Source organism: Streptomyces sp. NPDC002130 (assembly GCF_040296465.1).
GTDB lineage: Bacteria > Actinomycetota > Actinomycetes > Streptomycetales > Streptomycetaceae > Streptomyces.
Genome location: NZ_JBEOXI010000005.1, coordinates 58,520 through 75,330, shown reverse-complemented (window position 1 = coordinate 75,330; position 16,811 = coordinate 58,520). Strand labels below are relative to the sequence as shown.

Genomic DNA, 16,811 nt, shown 5'->3' with positions numbered 1-16,811 from the left:
CGAGGTGCCGGGCGCGCCAGCCGGCGAGGTACCGGGCGCGCCAGCCGGCGAGGTACCGGGCGCGCCAGCCGGCGAGGTACCGGGCGCGCCAGCCGTCGAGGTACCGGGCGCGCCAGCCGGCGAGGTACCGGGCGCGCCAGCCGGCGAGGTACCGGGCGCGCTAGCCGGCGAGAGGTGTCCGCGGCGGCCGTAGGCCCACGCCTTCACCGCGACCGGCGAGTTCGGCGAGGACGGCCGAGAGGCGCTCCTGGTGGCGGGGCCCGATCCGGGCCGTGTCGTCGAGGTGCACGGCGCAGGCGGTCGTGGTGTCGACGAGGCGTTCGAGGAGGTCGGCCACCTCGTCCGCGCCTTCGGTGTGCCGGGCGAGGGCGGGCAGTTCGTGGGCGGCGCGGGAGATGGCCGCACGGGCCTCGGCCAGGGTGCGGTAGGCCTCGCGGCGCAGGGTCCAGCGGGTGGCGCGGTGGTCGGAGGGCGTGCCGGAGTTCCCGATGCGCGGGGCGTCTGCCTCGTCGAGCACGTGCGTGAGGTAGGCGTACGCGGCCTCGTTCGCCGCCACGAGCCGGGCGCGCACTCCCCCGCCGCGCTGGCCTGGCATCGGCAGATGCCCGACGATCAGCACGATCGCGCAGGCCAGCAGCGTCTCGCCGATCCGGCCGGCGGAGGCCTGGGGCTCGCCGCCGACCATGACGAGCGCGAGGACCAGGACGGTGACGACGGCGGTCTGGGCGGCGAAGTGCCGGGTGGCCACGGGTATCAGCGCTCCGCTGAGGGCCACGAGCGCGATGAGCCCTCCGGGGTGGGGCAGGACGGCGGCGAACCCGGCGAAGAGCAACGCCCCGAGGACGGTCCCGGCGGCCCGGTTCAGCACCCGCGAGGCCAGCGGCCCGAGGTCGGGCTTGACCAGGAAGACGGCCGTGGCGGGCAGCCAGTACCAGTGCTCGTGCTGCCCGTACCACTGGCCTCGGTGCAGCGCCTGGGCGACGGCCGAGCTGGCGCCGAAGCAGAGGGCGACGCGCAGCCCGTACTCGCGTCCGGCGCTGCCGAAGACGGCGCGCAGCCGGTCCCGGGCGCTGCGGGACCGGGTGTGCAGGTCGCCGCCCCGGCCCTGGTCGAACGCCTCGGCGGCGTGCAGGAGGGCGTCGTCCAGGGCGCGCAGGGCGGGCGCCGAACGGGACGGTGCGGGCAGCGGCCCGGTGTGGGTGTTGCCGCGCACGGCGGCGGCAAGCCGCCGCGGGCCTTCGGAGGCCCGCTCGGCGACGGCCTCCTCGGCCCAGGCGAGGGCGGTGGCGGCCTCCGCGAGGGGCAGCGCCGCGGCGTACTGGGCGTGCAGCCGCCGCTCGGCGGATGAGGAGGCGTACCTCCGCAGCCGGGGCCCGGCGAGGGCGTCCTGGGCGTGGTCGAGGGCGGCGGTGAGCGCGGCACGGCGGCGGATGGCGTCCGGCCCGCCGACGGCGTCGAGCAGATCGGCGACGGCCTCGTACACACCGGCCACGGCCTGCCGCTCCCCGTCGAACCGGAAGTCACCCGCGAGGGAGCCGGGCGTGGGCAGGACGAGCCGCAGCACGAGCAGCCACCCCGCGCCGACGAGAAAGGCGAGCGCCCGCTCCCATCCGGGCTCCGGCAGGGGCATCCCGGCACCGATCGCCGCGCCGACCAGCAACTGCGTTCCGGCGGCGGACGCCACGGGCCCGACGGCGCTCATCCCCCCGGCGACGAGCCCGACGACCGTGAGCACCACGGTGAGGACGACCGCCCCGGTCTCCTGCCCGGCGTACGTCCCTACGACGAGTCCCGTCGCACCACCGAGGGCGGGCGCTCCGATCCGCTTGACCGACAGGCGCCGGCTCCCGGGCCGGTCGTTGATCCCGGCGAGCATGGCGGCGATGGCGGCCACGACCCCGAGGGAGGTGAGGCCGGTCTGCACGGCCACGAGCAGGACGGGCCCGGCGGACAGGGCCCCCCGGGTCACCGCGTTCCAGGGCACCGGCCCCCGCTGGGCACGGAGGGCGTGCGCGAGCCAGGGCGGAAGCTTCGGGGCGGTGCGGCGGGACACGGAGCTCCTGTCGTCTCGGCGAGGGCAGGGGTGAGCCTTCGGGCGACGGCGGCCGGGGCGGGGTGTGGCTGTCCACGGTAGGCGGGGTTCCTGGAGGACAGGTTTCCGGAACGTGTCGGACGGCTCGGAACCGGTGTTCTTTATGTACGCAATCAAGAGGTGCGCGCTGTACGCGATGAGGAGCTGCGCGATCAGGAGACGGGCCGCGGCAACCTTTTCGGGCCCGGCGACCACTGGTGAGTCGTGAGCGCGCGTTATCCCGAACCACGCAAGGACCCGAAGGACTCATCCGTGGCATCCCCATCGCACCGCCGCCCCGTCCGCAAGCGGCGCACGGCCCTCGTCCTCGCCGTCGCCGCGGCGGCCGTGGGCCTCCTCGTCTCCCTCGTGATCGCCCTGCGCCCCGGCGGTGAAGCGGACACGGTGCGCACCGCGGCCCAGGCCACCGCCGGCGCCCGGCCGACCGCCCCGCCGACGACCCGCAAGGCCACACCTGCGTCGAAAACCTCCGAGGCACCCGAGGCTTCCAAGACCTCCCGGGCCCCGAAGCCCGCGGCGACCACCCCTTCGGCGCGGCCCTCGCCCACCGCCACCCGGCCCTCCGCACCGCGTCCGGCGTCCGGCACGGCACCCCTGGCGGGCAGGATCAAGCCCGGCACCACCTACAAAGGTGTCGCCACCCACTACGACGCCAAAGACGGCGACGGGGCCTGCCTCTACGGCCCGAGCCCCGACCTCATGGTCGCGGCGATGAACCACACCGACTACGAGACGTCCCAGGCGTGCGGGGCGTACATCCTGGTCCGCGCGGCGAACGGCGCCTCCGTCACCGTCCGGATCACCAACGAGTGCCCCCTGCCCTGCGCTCCCGGGCAGATCGACCTCAGCAAGGAGGCCTTCGCGAAGCTCGCCGGACTCTCCGCGGGCCGGATACCGATCACCTGGAGTCTGCAGAGCCCCGACATGTCCCAGACGCTCTCGATCCGCTACAAGACCGGCTCCAGCAGCCACTGGTGCGGCATCCAGGCACTGGGTCACCGCAATCCGCTGGCGCGGCTGGAGGTCAGGACCGGCAGCGGCTGGACCCGGCTGACCCGGACCGAGTACAACTACTTCCTCTCCCCCGGCGGCACCGGCTGCGGCGGCCCCCTCAGGCTCACCGACATCTACGGCGAACAGCTCACCGTCGACGGCATCGCGATCCGCCCGGACACCGTCCAGCCGGCCCGCGTCCAGTTCACCCGCCGGTGACGGCTTCCACGGCCCGGGCGAGGAGGGTCTCCGTGTCGGCGACGGCCCCGGTGAGTGCGGCCGGATCGTCCGGCAGGTCGCCGAGGACCGCGTCCACCTGACGCAACCCCGCCCGCGCGACCAGCCCCTTCTCGTTGGTGACCCACTCCCCGCGCGCGGCCAGCACCGCGTGCGCGGTCTGGGTCGCCGCGAGCGCGATCGCCCCCGCGACCTGTGTGACGGCGCCCTTCGGGGCGTGGCCGGCCTTGGCGTAGGCGAGGGTGGCCGCGGCCATGCCGTGCCAGCGCGCGGGGGCGCTCTCGCGCAGGGCCCGCGGATAGGCGCCCGGGTGGGGCAGTTCGCCCCGCAGCACCCGGTTGACCGCGAGTTCGGCGACGAGCAGGTACGTCGGGATGCCCGCCAGGTGGAACATGAGGGGCTCGACACGGAAGCGGCCCGCCTCCGCTTCCGCCGCCTCGTGTTCGACCACGTCCAGATCGCGGTAGTGGACGTCGACGGAACGGCCCTCGATCGTCAGCCAGGCGCCCGAGTTGAAGACACCCCCGCCCCAGGCGCCGAGCTCGCAGACCTCGCCCTCCCAGCCGACCGCGCGGAGGTCGGCCGGGTCGAAGGCGCCGCGGTAGTAGACCGCCAGGTCCCAGTCGCTGTCGGGCCGTTCGGTGCCCTGGGCCCGGGAGCCGCCGAGGGTGACGGCCTCGACGGCGGGCAGGGCGGCCAGGCGGTCGGCGGTGGCGGCGAGGAAGGTGTGGTCCGGGAGGACGGGCACGGCGGCTCCTGGGCAGACGGACCCTGGGCGGGCGGGACCTGGGCAGCGTAGGGGGCGGGCCCGGTCGCCGGGTACCGAAATACGGGTGCGTGCACATGCCGCGGCCCGCATGATCGGTGGGTCGTCGTGCCGCCGCCCGCAGATCGGAGCCCTCACGTGATCCGCCGCGTCACCGTCCCGAGCCTCTTCCCGCCGCCCACCTACTCCCACGTGTCCGTCGTGGAGGCCGGCACGCGGCTGGCGTTCCTCGCCGGGTCCGTACCGCTGGGCCCGGACGGCACGCTCGTGGGACCCGGCGACCCGGTGCGGCAGGCGGAGCAGGTCATCGAGAACCTGCGCGAGCAACTGGCCGCCGTCGGCAGCGACCTGGGGCACGTCGTGGCGACCGACGTGTACGTGGTGAGCGGCGAGCCGGCCGTGCTGTCCGCCGTCTGGAGCGTGGTCGAGGCGTCGGGCCTCAGTACGGGCCCGCACTCGTCGACGCTGATCGGCGTGGCGTGTCTCGGCTACACCGGGCAGTTGGTGGAGATTACGGCGACAGCCGTCGTTCCCGAGTAGGCGAGGACCGCCATGTTGATCGAGCACCGCGGGCGGCGTCCCGTCGTCCCCGAGTCCGCGTACGTCGCCCCGACGGCCGTTGTGTGCGGGGCCGTCGTCCTCGGTGAGCGCAGCCGGGTGCTGCACGGGGCCGTGCTCACCGCCGAGGACGGGGAGGTGCGGGTCGGCTCGGACGTCGTCGTCATGGAGAACGCGCTGGTGCGGGGGCGTGCCCGGCACCCCGCCGTGATCGGTGACGCGGTGCTCGTCGGCCCGCACTCCCATGTCAACGGGGCGACCCTGGAGGACGAGGTCTTCGTCGCCACGGGCGCCTGCGTCTTCCCGGGGGCCGTCGCCGGCGCCGGCTCGGAGCTGCGGATCCACAGCGTGCTGCACGTCAACTCCGTGCTGCCGCCCGGCACGGTCCTGCCCATCGGCTGGATCGCGGCGGGCGCGCCCCGGGCCCGGCTCTTCGCCCCCGGGGAGCACGACGAACTCTGGCAGATCCAGGAGGCGCTGGACTTCCCCGGCACGGTGTACGGCATCCCACGCGGCACGTCGATGCGGGAGGTGATGGCCCGGCAGGTGGGGTTCTACGGGGCCCATCGGGACGACGTCACCCTCGACGGACCGGCATGAGCTACCGCCCCGCGGGCCTGCCCCAAGCCCTTCGTTTCGGGAGCGGCTCGGCGTAGCTCCCCACCCGGCTCGTCGTCAGGCCCAGCGCCACCAGTGACTCCGCCAGTCTGACCGCCGCGGCGACCCCGTCGACGACCGGCAGGCCCAGCTTCCGACCGACGACCCGCTGCAGCCCCGTCATGCCGGCGCAGCCCAGGACGAGGACCTCCGCCCCGGCCGCGCAGGCCCGTTCGGCGGCGGCCAGGAACGCCGTCTCGGTCCGCTCCTCGTCACCGAGGTCGAGCACGTTCAGGCCCGTGCCGACGATCGCCGCGCAGTTGCGCGCCACACCGGCCGTCTCCAGGCTGTCCTCGATCTGGCCGCACGAGCGCTCCAGGGTGGTCACGACGCCGTAGCGGCGGCCCAGCAGGCAGGCGAGATGCGCCGCGGCCTCGGTGATGTCGACGACCGGTACGTCGACCAGTTCCCGTACGCCCTCCCTCCCGTGCTCCCCGAATCCGGCCAGGACCACGGCGTCGTACGGCGGCCCGTCGTAGGTGCGCAGCGTGTCCAGGACGGCGGCGGCGGACAGGTAGCTGTCGAGCCAGCCCTCCGCGGACGCCGGTCCCCAGGCGGGGGTCAGTCCGGTCACGGTGGTGCCCGGGCCTGCCGCGGCCCGGGCACCTCGTACGATCTCCTCGGTCATCTCCTGCGTGGTGTTGCAGTTGGTGACGACGATCCGCACGTCTCTCAGACCTCCGCGGTGGCGCGCTCGGGACGGCACAGGGCCGCGTACAGGCCGGCGGCGATCGCCGTGCCGATGAACCAGGAGTACGGGGCCACGTCGCTGAAGGTCTTCACCAGCGCGAGCACCGCCGCGACACCGGCCGCCGGCAGGAACGCCCACAGCGCCTTGGGGTTGAAGCCCTTGCGGTAGTGGTAGCGGGCGCCGGGCGAGGCGTCGAACAGCTCGTCCACGTTCACACGGCCGCGCTTGACCCAGTAGTAGTCGACCATGATCACGCCGAACAGCGGGCCGAGGAAGGCGCCGAGGCCACCGAGGAAGTAGTTCACGACGGTCGGGTTGGAGAAGAGGTTCCACGGGGTGACGAGCAGCGCCGCGACCGTGCTGATCATGCCGCCGACCTTGAAGGTGATCTTCTGCGGCCACACGTTGGCCAGGTCGTACGCCGGTGAGACGAAGTTGGCGACGATGTTGACGCCCATGGTGGCGATGGCGAAGGTCAGCGCGCCCACCACCAGCACCCAGGTGTTGCCGATCTCGGCGACGAGGTAGGCCGGGTCGGTGATCTCCTTGCCGAAGACCTCGAAGGCGCCCGCGGTGACGATGACCGACACGATCACGAAGGCCGTGGAGTTGATCGGCAGGCCCCAGAAGTTGCCGCGCTTGACGGACTTGTAGTCGGGCGCGAAGCGGGAGAAGTCGCAGAAGTTGAGCATCAGCGTGCCGTACGTGGCGAGGACCAGGCCGATCGCGCCGAACCACTGGCGCCACTGCTCCCCGACGGACACCGGGTGCGGGGTGGAAGTGAGCGAGATCGTCCAGCCGGCCTTGGCGAGGATCCAGACGGCCAGCGCGATCATCACGAGCCAGATCGCCGGGCCGCAGAAGTCCTGGAACTTGCGGACCGACTCCATGCCCCGGCTGATGATCGCCGCCTGGACCAGCCACAGGGCGATGAAGGAGACCCAGCCGAGGGCGTCCAGGCCCAGGAACGAGTTGTGCGTCCACGACTCCAGGCCGGGCCAGGCCGCCAGCAGCATCACATTGACGGCGACGGAGGCGAGGTACGTCTGGATGCCGTACCACATGATGGCGATCACGGCTCTGATCAGCGCCGGGATGTTGGCACCCCAGATGCCGAAGGCGATCCGGCTGACCACCGGGAAGGGCACGCCGTGGCGCTGGCCGATCTTCCCCATCCAGTTCATGCCGATGTAGATGATCACGAACCCGACGAGCAGGGACGTGAAGATCTGCCAGACGTTCATGCCCAGGAAGAGCAGCCCGGCGGCGAAGGTGTAGTTGCCGAGGTTGTGGACGTCGGACATCCACATGGCGAAGAGGTCGAAGACCTTCCAGTTGCGCTTCTTGGCGGGCGCCAGGTCTTCGTTGGTGAGCCGGGGATCGGGGACGAACGTGGGGGTGCCGGTGGTCGCGGCACGATCGGCGAGGGACACGGGGCCTCCAGAGCAAGGGGACGACGGAGGGCTGCGCTGCGGTGGGGGCTGCACGGCTAGCGTGTTTGGTATACCAAACTGCCGTCATGGTCTCGCCGTCAACAGTTCTGACGGATATCGCTCCTGTTAACGCTCCGTAAAACACACCTCGCGTCGGCGAAGATGGGCTGCATGACGAAGATCGAACCCCTGGGAGCGGTGCGCGAACGCGTCACGTCCGAGCTGCGGCAGCAGATCATCGCGGGCAGCCTGCTTCCCGGCGACCGCCTGGTCGAACGTGAGCTGGCGGATCGGTTCGGCGTCTCGCGCGTGCCGGTCCGGGAGGCGATCCGGGCCCTCGTGGCCGAGGGCTTCGTCCACTTCGAGACGCCCCGCCGCACGGTAGTACGCCGTCTCACCCCGACCGACGTCAAGGAATTGTTCGAACTGCGAGAAGCCCTGGAGGTCTACGCAGCCGGACTCGCCGCGTCCCGCGCGACGCGGGAAGACCTGGCCGAGGTCCAGGAACTGATCGACCGCGCGGCCGCCGCCACCGAGGCCGGGGACGCCGAGGCGATCACCGACATCAACAGCCGGCTGCACGACCGCATCATGGCGATGGCCGGCAACAGCCTGCTGAGCGAGGCCCTGGAACCGGTCGCCGGGCGGCTGCGCTGGATGACCCGGCGCAACGAGGAGTGGCCCCAGCTCCTGGTGGAACACCGCGAGCTGTACGAGGCCATCGCCTCGGGCGACCCGGACCGGGCCCGCGCGCACGCGCTGACGCACGTGCGGACCAACTACCGCTCCACCGTCCGCCACCTGTTCGGCGAGGAAGCCGCTCCCTGACCACCCGGGGAAGAGGGCGCTCCCTAGCCGTCCCGGGTCGGCAGCTCCGCCGCCCGTCCGGCCGTCCGCAGGACGTCGCGCAGCATGGTGGGGGTGAGCCGGCCGGTGAAGGTGTTGCGCTGGCTGACGTGGAAGCAGCCGAAGAGTTCCAGGCCGTCGAGGTGGAACCGGGCGCCGTGCGAGAAGGCGGGGCGTGGCCGGGGCACGGACCAGCCGGCCTCGGCGAACGCGGGCAGTGCGGCCTGCCAGCCGAAACCGCCGAGCACCACCACGGACCGCAACGTCGGGCGCAACAGCCGCAGTTCCTGCACGAGCCAGGGACGGCAGGTGTCCCGCTCCTCGGGGGTGGGTTTGTTGGCGGGCGGGGCGCAGTGCACGGGCGCGGTGACGCGCACGCCATGCAGCTCCAGGCCGTCGTGGGCGTGCACGGCGGTCGGCTGGGAAGCGAGGCCCACGTCGTACAGCGCCTCGTAGAGCACGTCCCCGGAGCGGTCGCCGGTGAACATCCGGCCGGTGCGGTTACCGCCGTGCGCGGCGGGAGCGAGTCCGACGATCAGCAGCCGGGCGTCCGCCGGCCCGAAACCGGGCACCGGCCGGCCCCAGTACGTCCAGTCCGCGAAGGCGGCCCGTTTGACCCGGGCCGCCTCCTCCCGCCAGGAGACCAGCCGGGGGCAGGCCCTGCAGTCCGCGATGCGCCGGTCGAGGAGGGGAAGGCCGCTGGCGTCCATCACTCCACCGTAGGCGCGGCGGGGACGATCCCCCTCACTGGGGGCGGAACGCTCAGGACACGCCGGCACGCGAGCCCGAGGCGATGGCCGTGCCCGGCGCGGGCCGCGCGCCGACGCGGCGCAACCAGAGCAGGGCGCCGGACACCAGCACCGCACAGGTCAGCAGCCACGGCAGCGGGCCCGGCCGCATCGCCCCGACGACGAGGCCGATGAGCGCGCCGGCCAGCTGCAGGGCGAGCGACTGGACGGACAGGGCGGTGGCCCGGCCCGCACCGGCGACGCGACGGTGCAAGAGGTCGTTCTGGTTCGGGGACGCGGCGCCGATGCCGAGGTAGAGCAGGCAGAAGCCGACGACCGCCAGGGCCGTGGCCACCGGGTGCACCGAGGTCGCGGTGACGGCAAGCAGCAACAGGCCGGTCGCCCCGGTGCCGAGACAGACCAGCACGGCCCGCTCGCCACTGCCCGCCACCTTGGCGGTGAGCGGCGCGAGGTGGCTGCCGACAGCATTGCAGACGAACCCCACGCAGGAGAGCGCGGCGTACACCATCGCTCCGGAGCCAGGCGCTCCGGTCAGCTCGACGGTACGGCCCGGTATGAGCAGTTCGATGGTGGCCACGGCGCTGCCGACGGTCGCGGCGGTGAGCAGGATCCTGCGTACCAGTGCGTCGCGGCCGCCCAGCCGCAGTCCGCCCAGGACGGTGACCGGGACGCCGCGCAGCACGGAACGCAGAGTGGCCGGCGGCCGCGGCGGCTCGCGCAGGACGGCCAGTACGTAGCAGACGAGGACGACCCTGACGGCGGCTCCCAGCAGCATCGGAACAGACAGGGGCAGCACCACACCGGACGTCGCCTCGCTCAACCGGGCGCCGAGGCCGGGCCCAAGACCGAGCAGCCAGGGCAGGGCACCACCGAGCAGCAAGCCGAACGCGAGGGCGGCGGAGGTCGCGGAGCCGCCCCTGGCCAGGCCCGTGCGCAGCTCGGCGTCCGGGCCGGCGGACTGCTGGACGGTGTCGACGTACCAGGCCTCGGCGGTGCCGCTGGACAGGGCCCGGGCCACGCCCATGAGCACCATGCCGGCGGTGAGCACCCACGCGGTGGTGCCGAGGCCGACCAGGACGCAGGCGACCACGTTGAGCGCACCGGCCAGGGCCAGGACCGGTCGGCGCCCGAGGACATCGGAGAGCCCGCCCGTGGGCAGCTCCAGCGCGGCCACGGTGAGCGAATGGGCGGCGAAGAGCCCCGCGATCGTGGCCAGGGACATGCCTCGCTCGCTGAGCAGCAGGACCATCGAGGCCAAGCCGAGGCCCGACGGCAGCCATACAAGCGTGCAGACGGTGACGTAACGTCGGCGAGCCGTCCGTGACCCCGGCAGCTCGGTCATGAGGCGCCCTGCCGGTCCGTGTCCCCACGGTCGTGCGGGGCGAGTGGCAGCCCGGCGGTGAGGAGCACCACGGGTACCGCGCGCGGGTCGTCCGCGTCCCGGGCCGTCAGCTCCTCCAGCTTCCGGGCCACGGTGTCCCACAGCTCCGTGAGCGACTGAGCCGTCAGCCGGGGCACGAGGTCCCTGATCCCGGACGGCTCCACCCACTCCTGGCCGAGACGCCCGGCCGCCAGGTCCGCCTCGTGCCGGGCGAGGGACCGCTCCAGATGCTCGACCTGCTGCCGCCGCGAGAGGCTGACGAAGGCCCGGCCCGCAGCGGTGGACTCCATCGTCTCGTTGCTCCAGGACGTGAGGGTGTGCAACGCCCGCCAGCGCCGCTCCCGCCCGTCGCGGTGCTCGGCCTCGGCGATGAACGCGTACTTCGCCAGCACTCGCAGGTGATAGCTGGTCGACGCCGACGACTCCCCCGTCCGCGCGGCCAGCTCACTCGCCGTTGCGGGCCCCTCCTGCCGCAACAGCCCGAGCAACTGGATGCGCAGGGGGTGGGTCAGGGCCTTCAGTGCGTCGGTGTCGCGCTCGGGGTCGAGTAGGCGCTTGCGCTCGTCGCTGTCCATGGCGGGAGGTTAGGCCGCCGAGGGCACTTAGCAAAACGGTTTTTGCAAAACTTCTTTGGCGAATTGGGTTCTACAGTGACCGGAGGTGCGGGGAGCCATCCCGCCGGGCGACTCGGAGAGCTCTCGGAGGGCCCCTCGGAGGGCTATGGTCGAGGGCATGGCTTCTCAGGGTGCGCAACACGACAGAACGGACGGGACGGAAGACCAGGCGCCCGGGTCCCCCACGCCCGCCGGCACCTCCGAGGGGAACGATGCCCGGCCCCTGGATCCGAAGGTCGCCGCGGCGATCACCGCTGCCGAGGCCGCGGGCCCGCAGGCGGGTACGACCGTCCGCGTCGACAGCTGGATCTGGTCCGTACGGCTCGTCAAGAGCCGCTCCATGGGATCAACCGCCTGCCGGGGCGGCCACGTGCGGGTCAACGGCGAGCGTGTGAAGCCCGCACACGCCGTGCGCGTCGGTGACGAGGTGCGCCTGCGACACGAAGGCCGCGAACGGGTCGTCATCGTCACGCGGCTGATCCGCAAGCGGGTCGGCGCCCCCGTGGCCACCCAGTGCTACATCGACAACTCCCCGCCGCCCCCGCCCCGTGAGGCCGTCGCCCCCGCCGGTATCCGCGACCGCGGCGCGGGCCGCCCGACCAAGCGGGACCGACGCGAAATGGAACGCCTCCGCGGTTCGACGGGCCCCGGCAGCGTGTCCGGCCCGGGGCCTGTTCCCGGCGGCGGAGCCTTCGGCAGCGGCTCGGGCGGACCGAGGCCCTGACCGAGCGGCACGGGCAGGCCGCTCCGGGGAGGGGCGTGGGCACCGTGGGCAGGCCGAGACGCGGCCGGTCACATCCGACGCCGCAGCAGCCGGAGCAGACCCGCGTTGTGCCGCCGCCGCGCCCACGCTATGAGCGTGAGCGGCACCATCAGAATCACCGGCGTCGCCGCGTACTGCCCGTCGAAGACGGCTGTCTGCACGACGAACGCGCCCACCATCAACGCGCTCAGCGCCATCGCCGCCACCGACTGGAGCACCGGGATCAAAAGGGCGACCGCCCCGGCCAGTTCGAGCGCGCCGATGGTGTACATCCCCGCGCTGCCCCAGCCGAGCCGCTCGAACGACTCGGCGGCCGACGCGTGTCCGATCAGCTTGGGCAGGGCGCTGGCGATCGCGTAGAAGAGGGCGAGCAGCACCTGCAGAGCACGCAGGGCGATTCGCGCACGTCGCCCGCGAGCGGTCGCGGACTCGGCGATGACGACGCCGGCCGGGGAGGAGTCGGTCGGGGCGGCAGCGGTGATCTCGGACATGCAGGACTCCTGGTCAGAGCGGTCCGTGGTGGTGTCGGAGAGGTAGACCGGCCCTCGCTCCGGAACTCATCGCCGCCGGGGAAGGTGAAGCGGAAGGTCACCGCGGCGCTGCCGGTCCCGCCCGACCGGTCACGGACAGAGCAGGTGGAGACTCTCCCTCGGGTAGGGGGTTGCCCGGCTTTCCTTCTGGAGGGTGCGGTAGAAGTCGGTCATCACGGCCGCGACCGGGGCGTTGCGGGTGAGGATCTCGGCTGTCCCCGGCGGCGCTCCGGCCGGCGGCCTTCCTTGGGCCCACGCTTGTATCAGCTCTCCACGGATCTCCCAGTCCCCGCCGTACAGGGCGGTGATCAGCCAGTTCACGAGGTAACTGGCCGTGTAGCAGCGGTCGTAGGCATCGTGCTCGTCATAGAAGTCGGCCTCGGCGGGCGTCAGGTCGAAGCGGGTGGACAGGGCCAGGCCGTAGTCGGCGAAGTACAGACGCCGGCCGTCGGTGAGGATGTTCTCGAAGTGGGCGTCGAAATGGAGCAGCCCACGGCTGTTCATGAAGGAGGTGCCGGACGTCAGTTCCTTCTCCACGAGGGCACACGCACGGTCGAGCGCCTCGTCACCGGCTCGCATCCGTGCCGTGAGCCAGGTGTGCAGGGTCAGGGGTATGTACTCCAGGAAGAGCGCGACGCTCGCCGAGGACTGCCGCAGGGCCTCGACCCGCCGTCTCACCGCCGCGCTCCCTCCCCAGTAGTCCACGACCTTCTCCACATCGGCGAGCTCCTCCGCCTGATGGGGTGCCTCGTCCGGCAGCACCCTCCAGTGGTACATCAGCGGAGAGCCCTGGAACTGTCCGGACAGCGCCCAGTTCGTGGTCATGGTGTGGGCGGCGACCTCCCGCCACGCCCCGAACGAGGGCCCGCCGATGCCGTACTGGCAGATCATGGGCAGTCCGAACACATTGGCCGTCGAGCGGCGGTTTTCCAGCCGCTGCTCCAGGTCCGTGAGGGGGACGCGCTTCACGAAGACCGGTGTGCCGGACACCTCCAGCCGGGCCGATCTCCCGCCGATGCCGGTGCCCAACGGCTGGGCCGTGTCCACCAGTTCGCGCAGTTCGGCGTCCCCGAGCAGCGCCAGGGACGTCGCGACCGTGTCGTACCGGCTCACGCGCCCTGGCTCCACTCCCCCGAGCCGGCTTTCAAGCACTCCCGGTGGCCTCGGCCGTCGGCACCGCCCGTACCCATGTCCGATCCTCTGTCAGGTAGCGGTCCACCTTCAGGCCCGCTTCCTCGAGCGCCGCCTCGAACTGCTCCTCGGTCAGGGGGCGCGCGCGGAACGTCTGGGTCCAGACCGCGTCCGGGAACTCGTACTCCACGTGCACCGAGTTGACTCCGTCACCGACCGGCTCGGACGACGTGATCCGCACGGTGAAGCCGCTGGGGTCCTTGCGCTCGCGTGGCACGTTGTCGTGGTAGTCCTCGCCCTCCCGTTGGATCAGCACCCAGCCGCCCTCCACGACATGACGCACACAGGTGCGCAGCAAGCCGCGCCGCACCTCGGCGTCTCCCGCGTGCACGAGGAACGACGCGAGCAGCACCACGTCGAACGTCTCGCCCAGAGCCAGCTCCTCGATCGGGCCGCATATCGTCCGCGCGCCGCGCACGCGCTCCAGCATGGGGGCGGACTCGTCCACCGCCGTGACCGTGAATCCCCGCTCCAGCAATGCGTGGGTCATGCGTCCGACCCCGCAGCCGAGCTCCAGAATGCGGGCGCCCTCGGGGACCGCCGCCGCGATGACGTCCGCTTCGTCCCCGATGGGCAGCCGGGAGTACAGCTCCACCGCGCAGCCGTCCGGGGTGATGGCCCCGGGTCCCGTCCCCTCGTACCCCTCACGCATTTTCATCTCCATGCCCGCACAACGGACCGCGTCCGCACACCCGTTCCCGCCGACCTCCACCTTCACCCGACCGAGTGAACGAGACAGCGAGGGAGCGGAGTTGGGGCGAAGGCCTGGAGCTGCCGTGCCGGGCAGACGGTCCCCCACCGCTCCAGCGACGTGCGCCTCGGCAGACCGGCCACCGGCAGGCCCTTGTCGACCTTGGTGGACCCTCGCCACGAGAGGTACGTTGCTGGCAGGAGTGGTGATCGACGATGCGTACAGGCAGTGAACCGCGGACCGCACGCAGTGCCCTGCGGGCGCGCTTCTGGCTGAGCCTGTGGGGGCTGGTCTGGGCGCTCTTCGGGACGGCGGCGTTCGCCATCGCCGGGCGGAGCGGGTGGGCGATCGCCTGCGGGGTGCTGCTGCTGATCGTCACGATCGACATGGCCCTCGTCCTGCGGCACATCCGCCAGGGCCCGCACTATCAGCCAGGCCCGGACATCCCGCCGTACCAGCCGCCGGACGACCGCCCCTGAGGCGCACTCGGGGCGGGCCGCTCACGCCGCTCACGTCTCTGAGGCGCACGGGGCCGGCCGCTCACGAGTCGAAGCGCGCGGCCTTCAGGAACTCCGGATTCGGGTCGAGCGCAGCCGCCAGGCGGAAGTGGCGCTTCGCCTGGTCGGGACGCCCCTGGCGCTCATACGTACGGGCGAGCGCGAAGTGCGCGAACGCGTTGTCCGGCTCCCGCTCCAGGACGATCTGGAACTCCAGCTCGGCCGGCCTCAGCTGCGCCGCCGCGAAAAAGGCACGCGCCCTCAGCAGTCGCGCCGCGGTGTTCTCCGGGTGCGTGGCGATGACGCCGTCGAGCAGCTTCACAGCGCCCCTGGGGTCCCGCGCAGCGAGCAGTTGCTCGGCGGCACGGAAGTCGATGACATGCGTCTCCGGGGTACGTCCGGTCGGACCGCTGGTCTCGGGCACGGCTGAGTCCTTCCCTCACTGCACGGGTTCAACGCCCTCGCGGGGTGCCGCTATTCCGTGGGAGACGGCCGGGGCGTCCGCGACCTGCGCACCAGCTCGGCCCACACGTCCTTCACGCGCTGCTCCAGCCGCTCCAGCGGGACGTCGTTGTCGATCACGATGTCGGCGATCTCGCGGCGCTGCTCGCGCGTCGCCTGGGCGGCCATCCGCGCGCGGGCGTCCTCCTCGGTCATGCCGCGCAGGCGTACGAGCCGGTCGAGCTGGGTCTCCGGGGCCGCGTCGACGACGATCACCAGGTCGTAAAGCGGTGCCAGGCCGTTCTCCGTGAGGAGCGGGACGTCATGGAGGACGACCGCGTCCTCGGCTGCGGCCTCCTCGAGCTCGCGGGAGCGGGCGCCCACCAGGGGGTGCACGATCGAGTTCAGAACGGCGAGTTTCTCCGGGTCGGCGAAGACGATGGTGCCGAGGCGGGGCCGGTCCAGGCTGCCGTCGGCGGCGAGGATCTCCTCACCGAAGGCCTCGACGACCGAGGCGAGCCCCGGCGTCCCCGGGGCGACGACCTCCCGCGCGATGCGGTCCGCGTCGATCAGCACGGCCCCGCACGCGACCAGCAGCCGTGACACCTCGCTCTTGCCGGCGCCGATCCCGCCGGTCAGGCCCACCTTCAGCATGCCCCGCAGCTTAGGCCCTGCCACTGACAGGGCCCTCGCCCGGGCCGCACCGGCGTCAGCCGTCGCCTTCTCGCTCCGCCAGGAACTTCTCGAACTCCTGGCCGATCTCGTCCGCCGACGGGATGTCCACCGGCTCGGCGAGCATGTTGCCCCGGGTCTCGGCGCCCGCGACGGCGTCGTACTGGTGCTCAAGACCCTCGATGAGCGCGGTGAGGTCCTCGTCGCCCTCGCGGATCTGCCGGTCGATCTCCGTCTGGGTGCGGTGGGCGTCCGAGCGCAGGGCGTGGGCGATGCCGGGCAGGACCAGTCCGGTCGCCGCCGTGATGGCCTCCAGGACCGTCAGGGCCGCGTCCGGGTACGGGGAGCGGGCGATGTAGTGGGGGACGTGCGCGGCGACGCCCAGGACGTCGTGCCCGGCCTGGAGCAGGCGGTACTCGATGAGGGACTCGGCGCTGCCGGGCACCTGTGCCTCCTCGAAGGGGCTGGGGTGGCCCGGAACGAGGTCGGTGCGGTTGCCGTGCGGGGTGAGGCCGACGGGCCGGGTGTGCGGAACGCCCATGGGAATGCCGTGGAAGTTCACGGAGAGGCGGACACCGAGCCGCTCCACGATCTGCTTCACGGCGGCGGCGAAGCGTTCCCACTCCACGTCCGGCTCGGGGCCGGACAACAGCAGGAAGGGCGCACCGGTGGCGTCCTGCACGAGCCGCACCTCGAGAGCGGGGTCCTCGTAGTCGGTCCAGCGGTCGCGCTTGAACGTCAGAAGCGGGCGGCGGGCGCGGTAGTCGACGAGCCGGTCGTGGTCGAAGCGGGCGACGACCTGATGGGGCAGGGAGTCGAGCACCCGGTCGACGATCTGGTCGCCCGTCTCACCCGCGTCGATGTATCCGTCGAAGTGGTAGAGCATGACAAGTCCGGCCGACTCCTGGGCCAGCGCCATGTCGACGACGGCCAGCCCCTTCGGCTCCCAGGCGTACAAATCCTGCGGATCAAGCACAGTGACCGCTCCTCCTCGTGTTCACAGTCCACA

General features: G+C 72.5%; 19 protein-coding genes. 6 read left to right on the top strand and 13 right to left on the bottom strand.

Annotated features, from left to right (window positions below; all coding sequences use genetic code 11):
• Positions 1-160: 160 nt before the first annotated feature.
• On the bottom strand, positions 161-2,053 hold the full coding sequence (locus ABT116_RS01935; RefSeq protein WP_351626433.1) for an FUSC family protein: 1,893 nt from the start codon (positions 2,051-2,053) through the stop codon (positions 161-163).
• A gap of 291 nt (positions 2,054-2,344) precedes the next feature.
• Between ABT116_RS01935 and ABT116_RS01930 the strand changes: the two genes are divergently transcribed.
• Entirely contained in the window at positions 2,345-3,304 is a 960-nt protein-coding gene (locus tag ABT116_RS01930) for an expansin EXLX1 family cellulose-binding protein (RefSeq protein ID WP_351626431.1), read from the top strand.
• Here the strand turns inward: ABT116_RS01930 and ABT116_RS01925 are convergent.
• Complete coding sequence (locus ABT116_RS01925; protein ID WP_351626428.1) at positions 3,291-4,070, bottom strand: nucleotidyltransferase domain-containing protein; 780 nt, start codon at positions 4,068-4,070, stop codon at positions 3,291-3,293. The two genes, ABT116_RS01930 and ABT116_RS01925, sit on opposite strands and share 14 nt — an antisense overlap.
• A gap of 156 nt (positions 4,071-4,226) precedes the next feature.
• Between ABT116_RS01925 and ABT116_RS01920 the strand changes: the two genes are divergently transcribed.
• Both ABT116_RS01920 and ABT116_RS01915 read left to right on the top strand, forming a co-directional pair.
• Complete coding sequence (locus tag ABT116_RS01920) at positions 4,227-4,628, top strand: RidA family protein (protein WP_351626427.1); 402 nt, start codon at positions 4,227-4,229, stop codon at positions 4,626-4,628.
• A gap of 12 nt (positions 4,629-4,640) precedes the next feature.
• On the top strand, positions 4,641-5,246 hold the full coding sequence (locus ABT116_RS01915; RefSeq protein WP_351626425.1) for a gamma carbonic anhydrase family protein: 606 nt from the start codon (positions 4,641-4,643) through the stop codon (positions 5,244-5,246).
• Between the two features lies 1 nt (position 5,247).
• Here ABT116_RS01915 and ABT116_RS01910 read toward each other — a convergent pair whose 3' ends face one another.
• Both ABT116_RS01910 and ABT116_RS01905 read right to left on the bottom strand, forming a co-directional pair.
• Positions 5,248-5,970 carry an aspartate/glutamate racemase family protein gene (locus ABT116_RS01910; protein ID WP_351626422.1) on the bottom strand — a complete coding sequence of 241 codons (723 nt, stop codon included), beginning with the start codon at positions 5,968-5,970 and terminating at the stop codon, positions 5,248-5,250.
• A gap of 5 nt (positions 5,971-5,975) precedes the next feature.
• The gene (locus ABT116_RS01905) at positions 5,976-7,427 is read right to left on the bottom strand and encodes an NCS1 family nucleobase:cation symporter-1 (RefSeq protein WP_351626419.1); all 1,452 of its coding nucleotides are present in this window, start codon (positions 7,425-7,427) and stop codon (positions 5,976-5,978) included.
• Positions 7,428-7,598: 171 nt separating this feature from the next.
• On the opposite strand from ABT116_RS01905, the gene ABT116_RS01900 reads away from it, so the two are divergent.
• Positions 7,599-8,255: a GntR family transcriptional regulator gene (locus tag ABT116_RS01900; RefSeq protein WP_351626416.1), complete on the top strand. Its 657-nt coding sequence runs from the start codon at positions 7,599-7,601 to the stop codon at positions 8,253-8,255.
• Between the two features lie 23 nt (positions 8,256-8,278).
• Here the strand turns inward: ABT116_RS01900 and ABT116_RS01895 are convergent, their stop codons facing one another.
• Genes ABT116_RS01895 through ABT116_RS01885 form a run of 3 tightly spaced genes read right to left on the bottom strand, consistent with a single transcriptional unit; the run spans position 8,279 to position 10,978 of the window.
• Positions 8,279-8,983 carry a uracil-DNA glycosylase gene (locus tag ABT116_RS01895; protein ID WP_351626413.1) on the bottom strand — a complete coding sequence of 235 codons (705 nt, stop codon included), beginning with the start codon at positions 8,981-8,983 and terminating at the stop codon, positions 8,279-8,281.
• Positions 8,984-9,035: 52 nt separating this feature from the next.
• Entirely contained in the window at positions 9,036-10,364 is a 1,329-nt protein-coding gene (locus tag ABT116_RS01890) for an MFS transporter (RefSeq protein ID WP_351626411.1), read from the bottom strand.
• Positions 10,361-10,978, bottom strand: a complete 618-nt coding sequence (locus tag ABT116_RS01885; protein ID WP_351626408.1) for a helix-turn-helix domain-containing protein — start codon at positions 10,976-10,978, stop codon at positions 10,361-10,363. Before ABT116_RS01885 ends, ABT116_RS01890 begins: the two co-directional genes overlap by 4 nt.
• A 157-nt stretch (positions 10,979-11,135) precedes the next feature.
• Here ABT116_RS01885 and ABT116_RS01880 point away from each other — a divergent pair, with 157 nt between their 5' ends.
• Positions 11,136-11,741 carry an RNA-binding S4 domain-containing protein gene (locus ABT116_RS01880; RefSeq protein ID WP_351626405.1) on the top strand — a complete coding sequence of 202 codons (606 nt, stop codon included), beginning with the start codon at positions 11,136-11,138 and terminating at the stop codon, positions 11,739-11,741.
• 68 nt (positions 11,742-11,809) lie between these two features.
• Here ABT116_RS01880 and ABT116_RS01875 read toward each other — a convergent pair whose 3' ends face one another.
• The 3 genes from ABT116_RS01875 to ABT116_RS01865 form a co-directional block, all read right to left on the bottom strand.
• Positions 11,810-12,271: a DoxX family protein gene (locus ABT116_RS01875; protein WP_351626403.1), complete on the bottom strand. Its 462-nt coding sequence runs from the start codon at positions 12,269-12,271 to the stop codon at positions 11,810-11,812.
• Between the two features lie 129 nt (positions 12,272-12,400).
• Positions 12,401-13,423: a protein kinase family protein gene (locus tag ABT116_RS01870; protein WP_351626400.1), complete on the bottom strand. Its 1,023-nt coding sequence runs from the start codon at positions 13,421-13,423 to the stop codon at positions 12,401-12,403.
• A 31-nt stretch (positions 13,424-13,454) separates the two neighbouring features.
• Positions 13,455-14,153 (bottom strand): class I SAM-dependent methyltransferase, encoded by a 699-nt coding sequence (locus ABT116_RS01865; RefSeq protein WP_351626397.1) that lies wholly within the window; start codon positions 14,151-14,153, stop codon positions 13,455-13,457.
• Positions 14,154-14,407: 254 nt separating this feature from the next.
• On the opposite strand from ABT116_RS01865, the gene ABT116_RS01860 reads away from it, so the two are divergent.
• Positions 14,408-14,671, top strand: a complete 264-nt coding sequence (locus ABT116_RS01860; RefSeq protein WP_351626395.1) for a DUF6343 family protein — start codon at positions 14,408-14,410, stop codon at positions 14,669-14,671.
• 61 nt (positions 14,672-14,732) lie between these two features.
• Here the strand turns inward: ABT116_RS01860 and ABT116_RS01855 are convergent, their stop codons facing one another.
• Genes ABT116_RS01855 through ABT116_RS01845 form a run of 3 tightly spaced genes read right to left on the bottom strand, consistent with a single transcriptional unit; the run spans position 14,733 to position 16,778 of the window.
• The gene (locus tag ABT116_RS01855) at positions 14,733-15,113 is read right to left on the bottom strand and encodes a tetratricopeptide repeat protein (RefSeq protein WP_104779441.1); all 381 of its coding nucleotides are present in this window, start codon (positions 15,111-15,113) and stop codon (positions 14,733-14,735) included.
• A gap of 50 nt (positions 15,114-15,163) precedes the next feature.
• On the bottom strand, positions 15,164-15,784 hold the full coding sequence (gene coaE / locus ABT116_RS01850) for a dephospho-CoA kinase (RefSeq protein ID WP_351626392.1): 621 nt from the start codon (positions 15,782-15,784) through the stop codon (positions 15,164-15,166).
• A 55-nt stretch (positions 15,785-15,839) separates the two neighbouring features.
• Positions 15,840-16,778 carry a PAC2 family protein gene (locus tag ABT116_RS01845; protein ID WP_351626389.1) on the bottom strand — a complete coding sequence of 313 codons (939 nt, stop codon included), beginning with the start codon at positions 16,776-16,778 and terminating at the stop codon, positions 15,840-15,842.
• Between the last annotated feature and the right edge of the window lie 33 nt (positions 16,779-16,811).

Excerpts from the sequence above, each read along its gene's own strand:
- ABT116_RS01860 (WP_351626395.1), top strand. The coding sequence starts at position 14,408 with ATGCGTACAGGCAGTGAACCGCGGACCGCACGCAGTGCCCTGCGGGCG.
- coaE (WP_351626392.1), bottom strand. The coding sequence starts at position 15,784 with ATGCTGAAGGTGGGCCTGACCGGCGGGATCGGCGCCGGCAAGAGCGAG.
- ABT116_RS01915 (WP_351626425.1), top strand. The coding sequence starts at position 4,641 with ATGTTGATCGAGCACCGCGGGCGGCGTCCCGTCGTCCCCGAGTCCGCG.
- ABT116_RS01880 (WP_351626405.1), top strand. The coding sequence starts at position 11,136 with ATGGCTTCTCAGGGTGCGCAACACGACAGAACGGACGGGACGGAAGAC.
- ABT116_RS01890 (WP_351626411.1), bottom strand. The coding sequence starts at position 10,364 with ATGACCGAGCTGCCGGGGTCACGGACGGCTCGCCGACGTTACGTCACC.
- ABT116_RS01900 (WP_351626416.1), top strand. The coding sequence starts at position 7,599 with ATGACGAAGATCGAACCCCTGGGAGCGGTGCGCGAACGCGTCACGTCC.
- ABT116_RS01865 (WP_351626397.1), bottom strand. The coding sequence starts at position 14,153 with ATGCGTGAGGGGTACGAGGGGACGGGACCCGGGGCCATCACCCCGGAC.
- ABT116_RS01875 (WP_351626403.1), bottom strand. The coding sequence starts at position 12,271 with ATGTCCGAGATCACCGCTGCCGCCCCGACCGACTCCTCCCCGGCCGGC.
- ABT116_RS01885 (WP_351626408.1), bottom strand. The coding sequence starts at position 10,978 with ATGGACAGCGACGAGCGCAAGCGCCTACTCGACCCCGAGCGCGACACC.
- ABT116_RS01895 (WP_351626413.1), bottom strand. The coding sequence starts at position 8,983 with ATGGACGCCAGCGGCCTTCCCCTCCTCGACCGGCGCATCGCGGACTGC.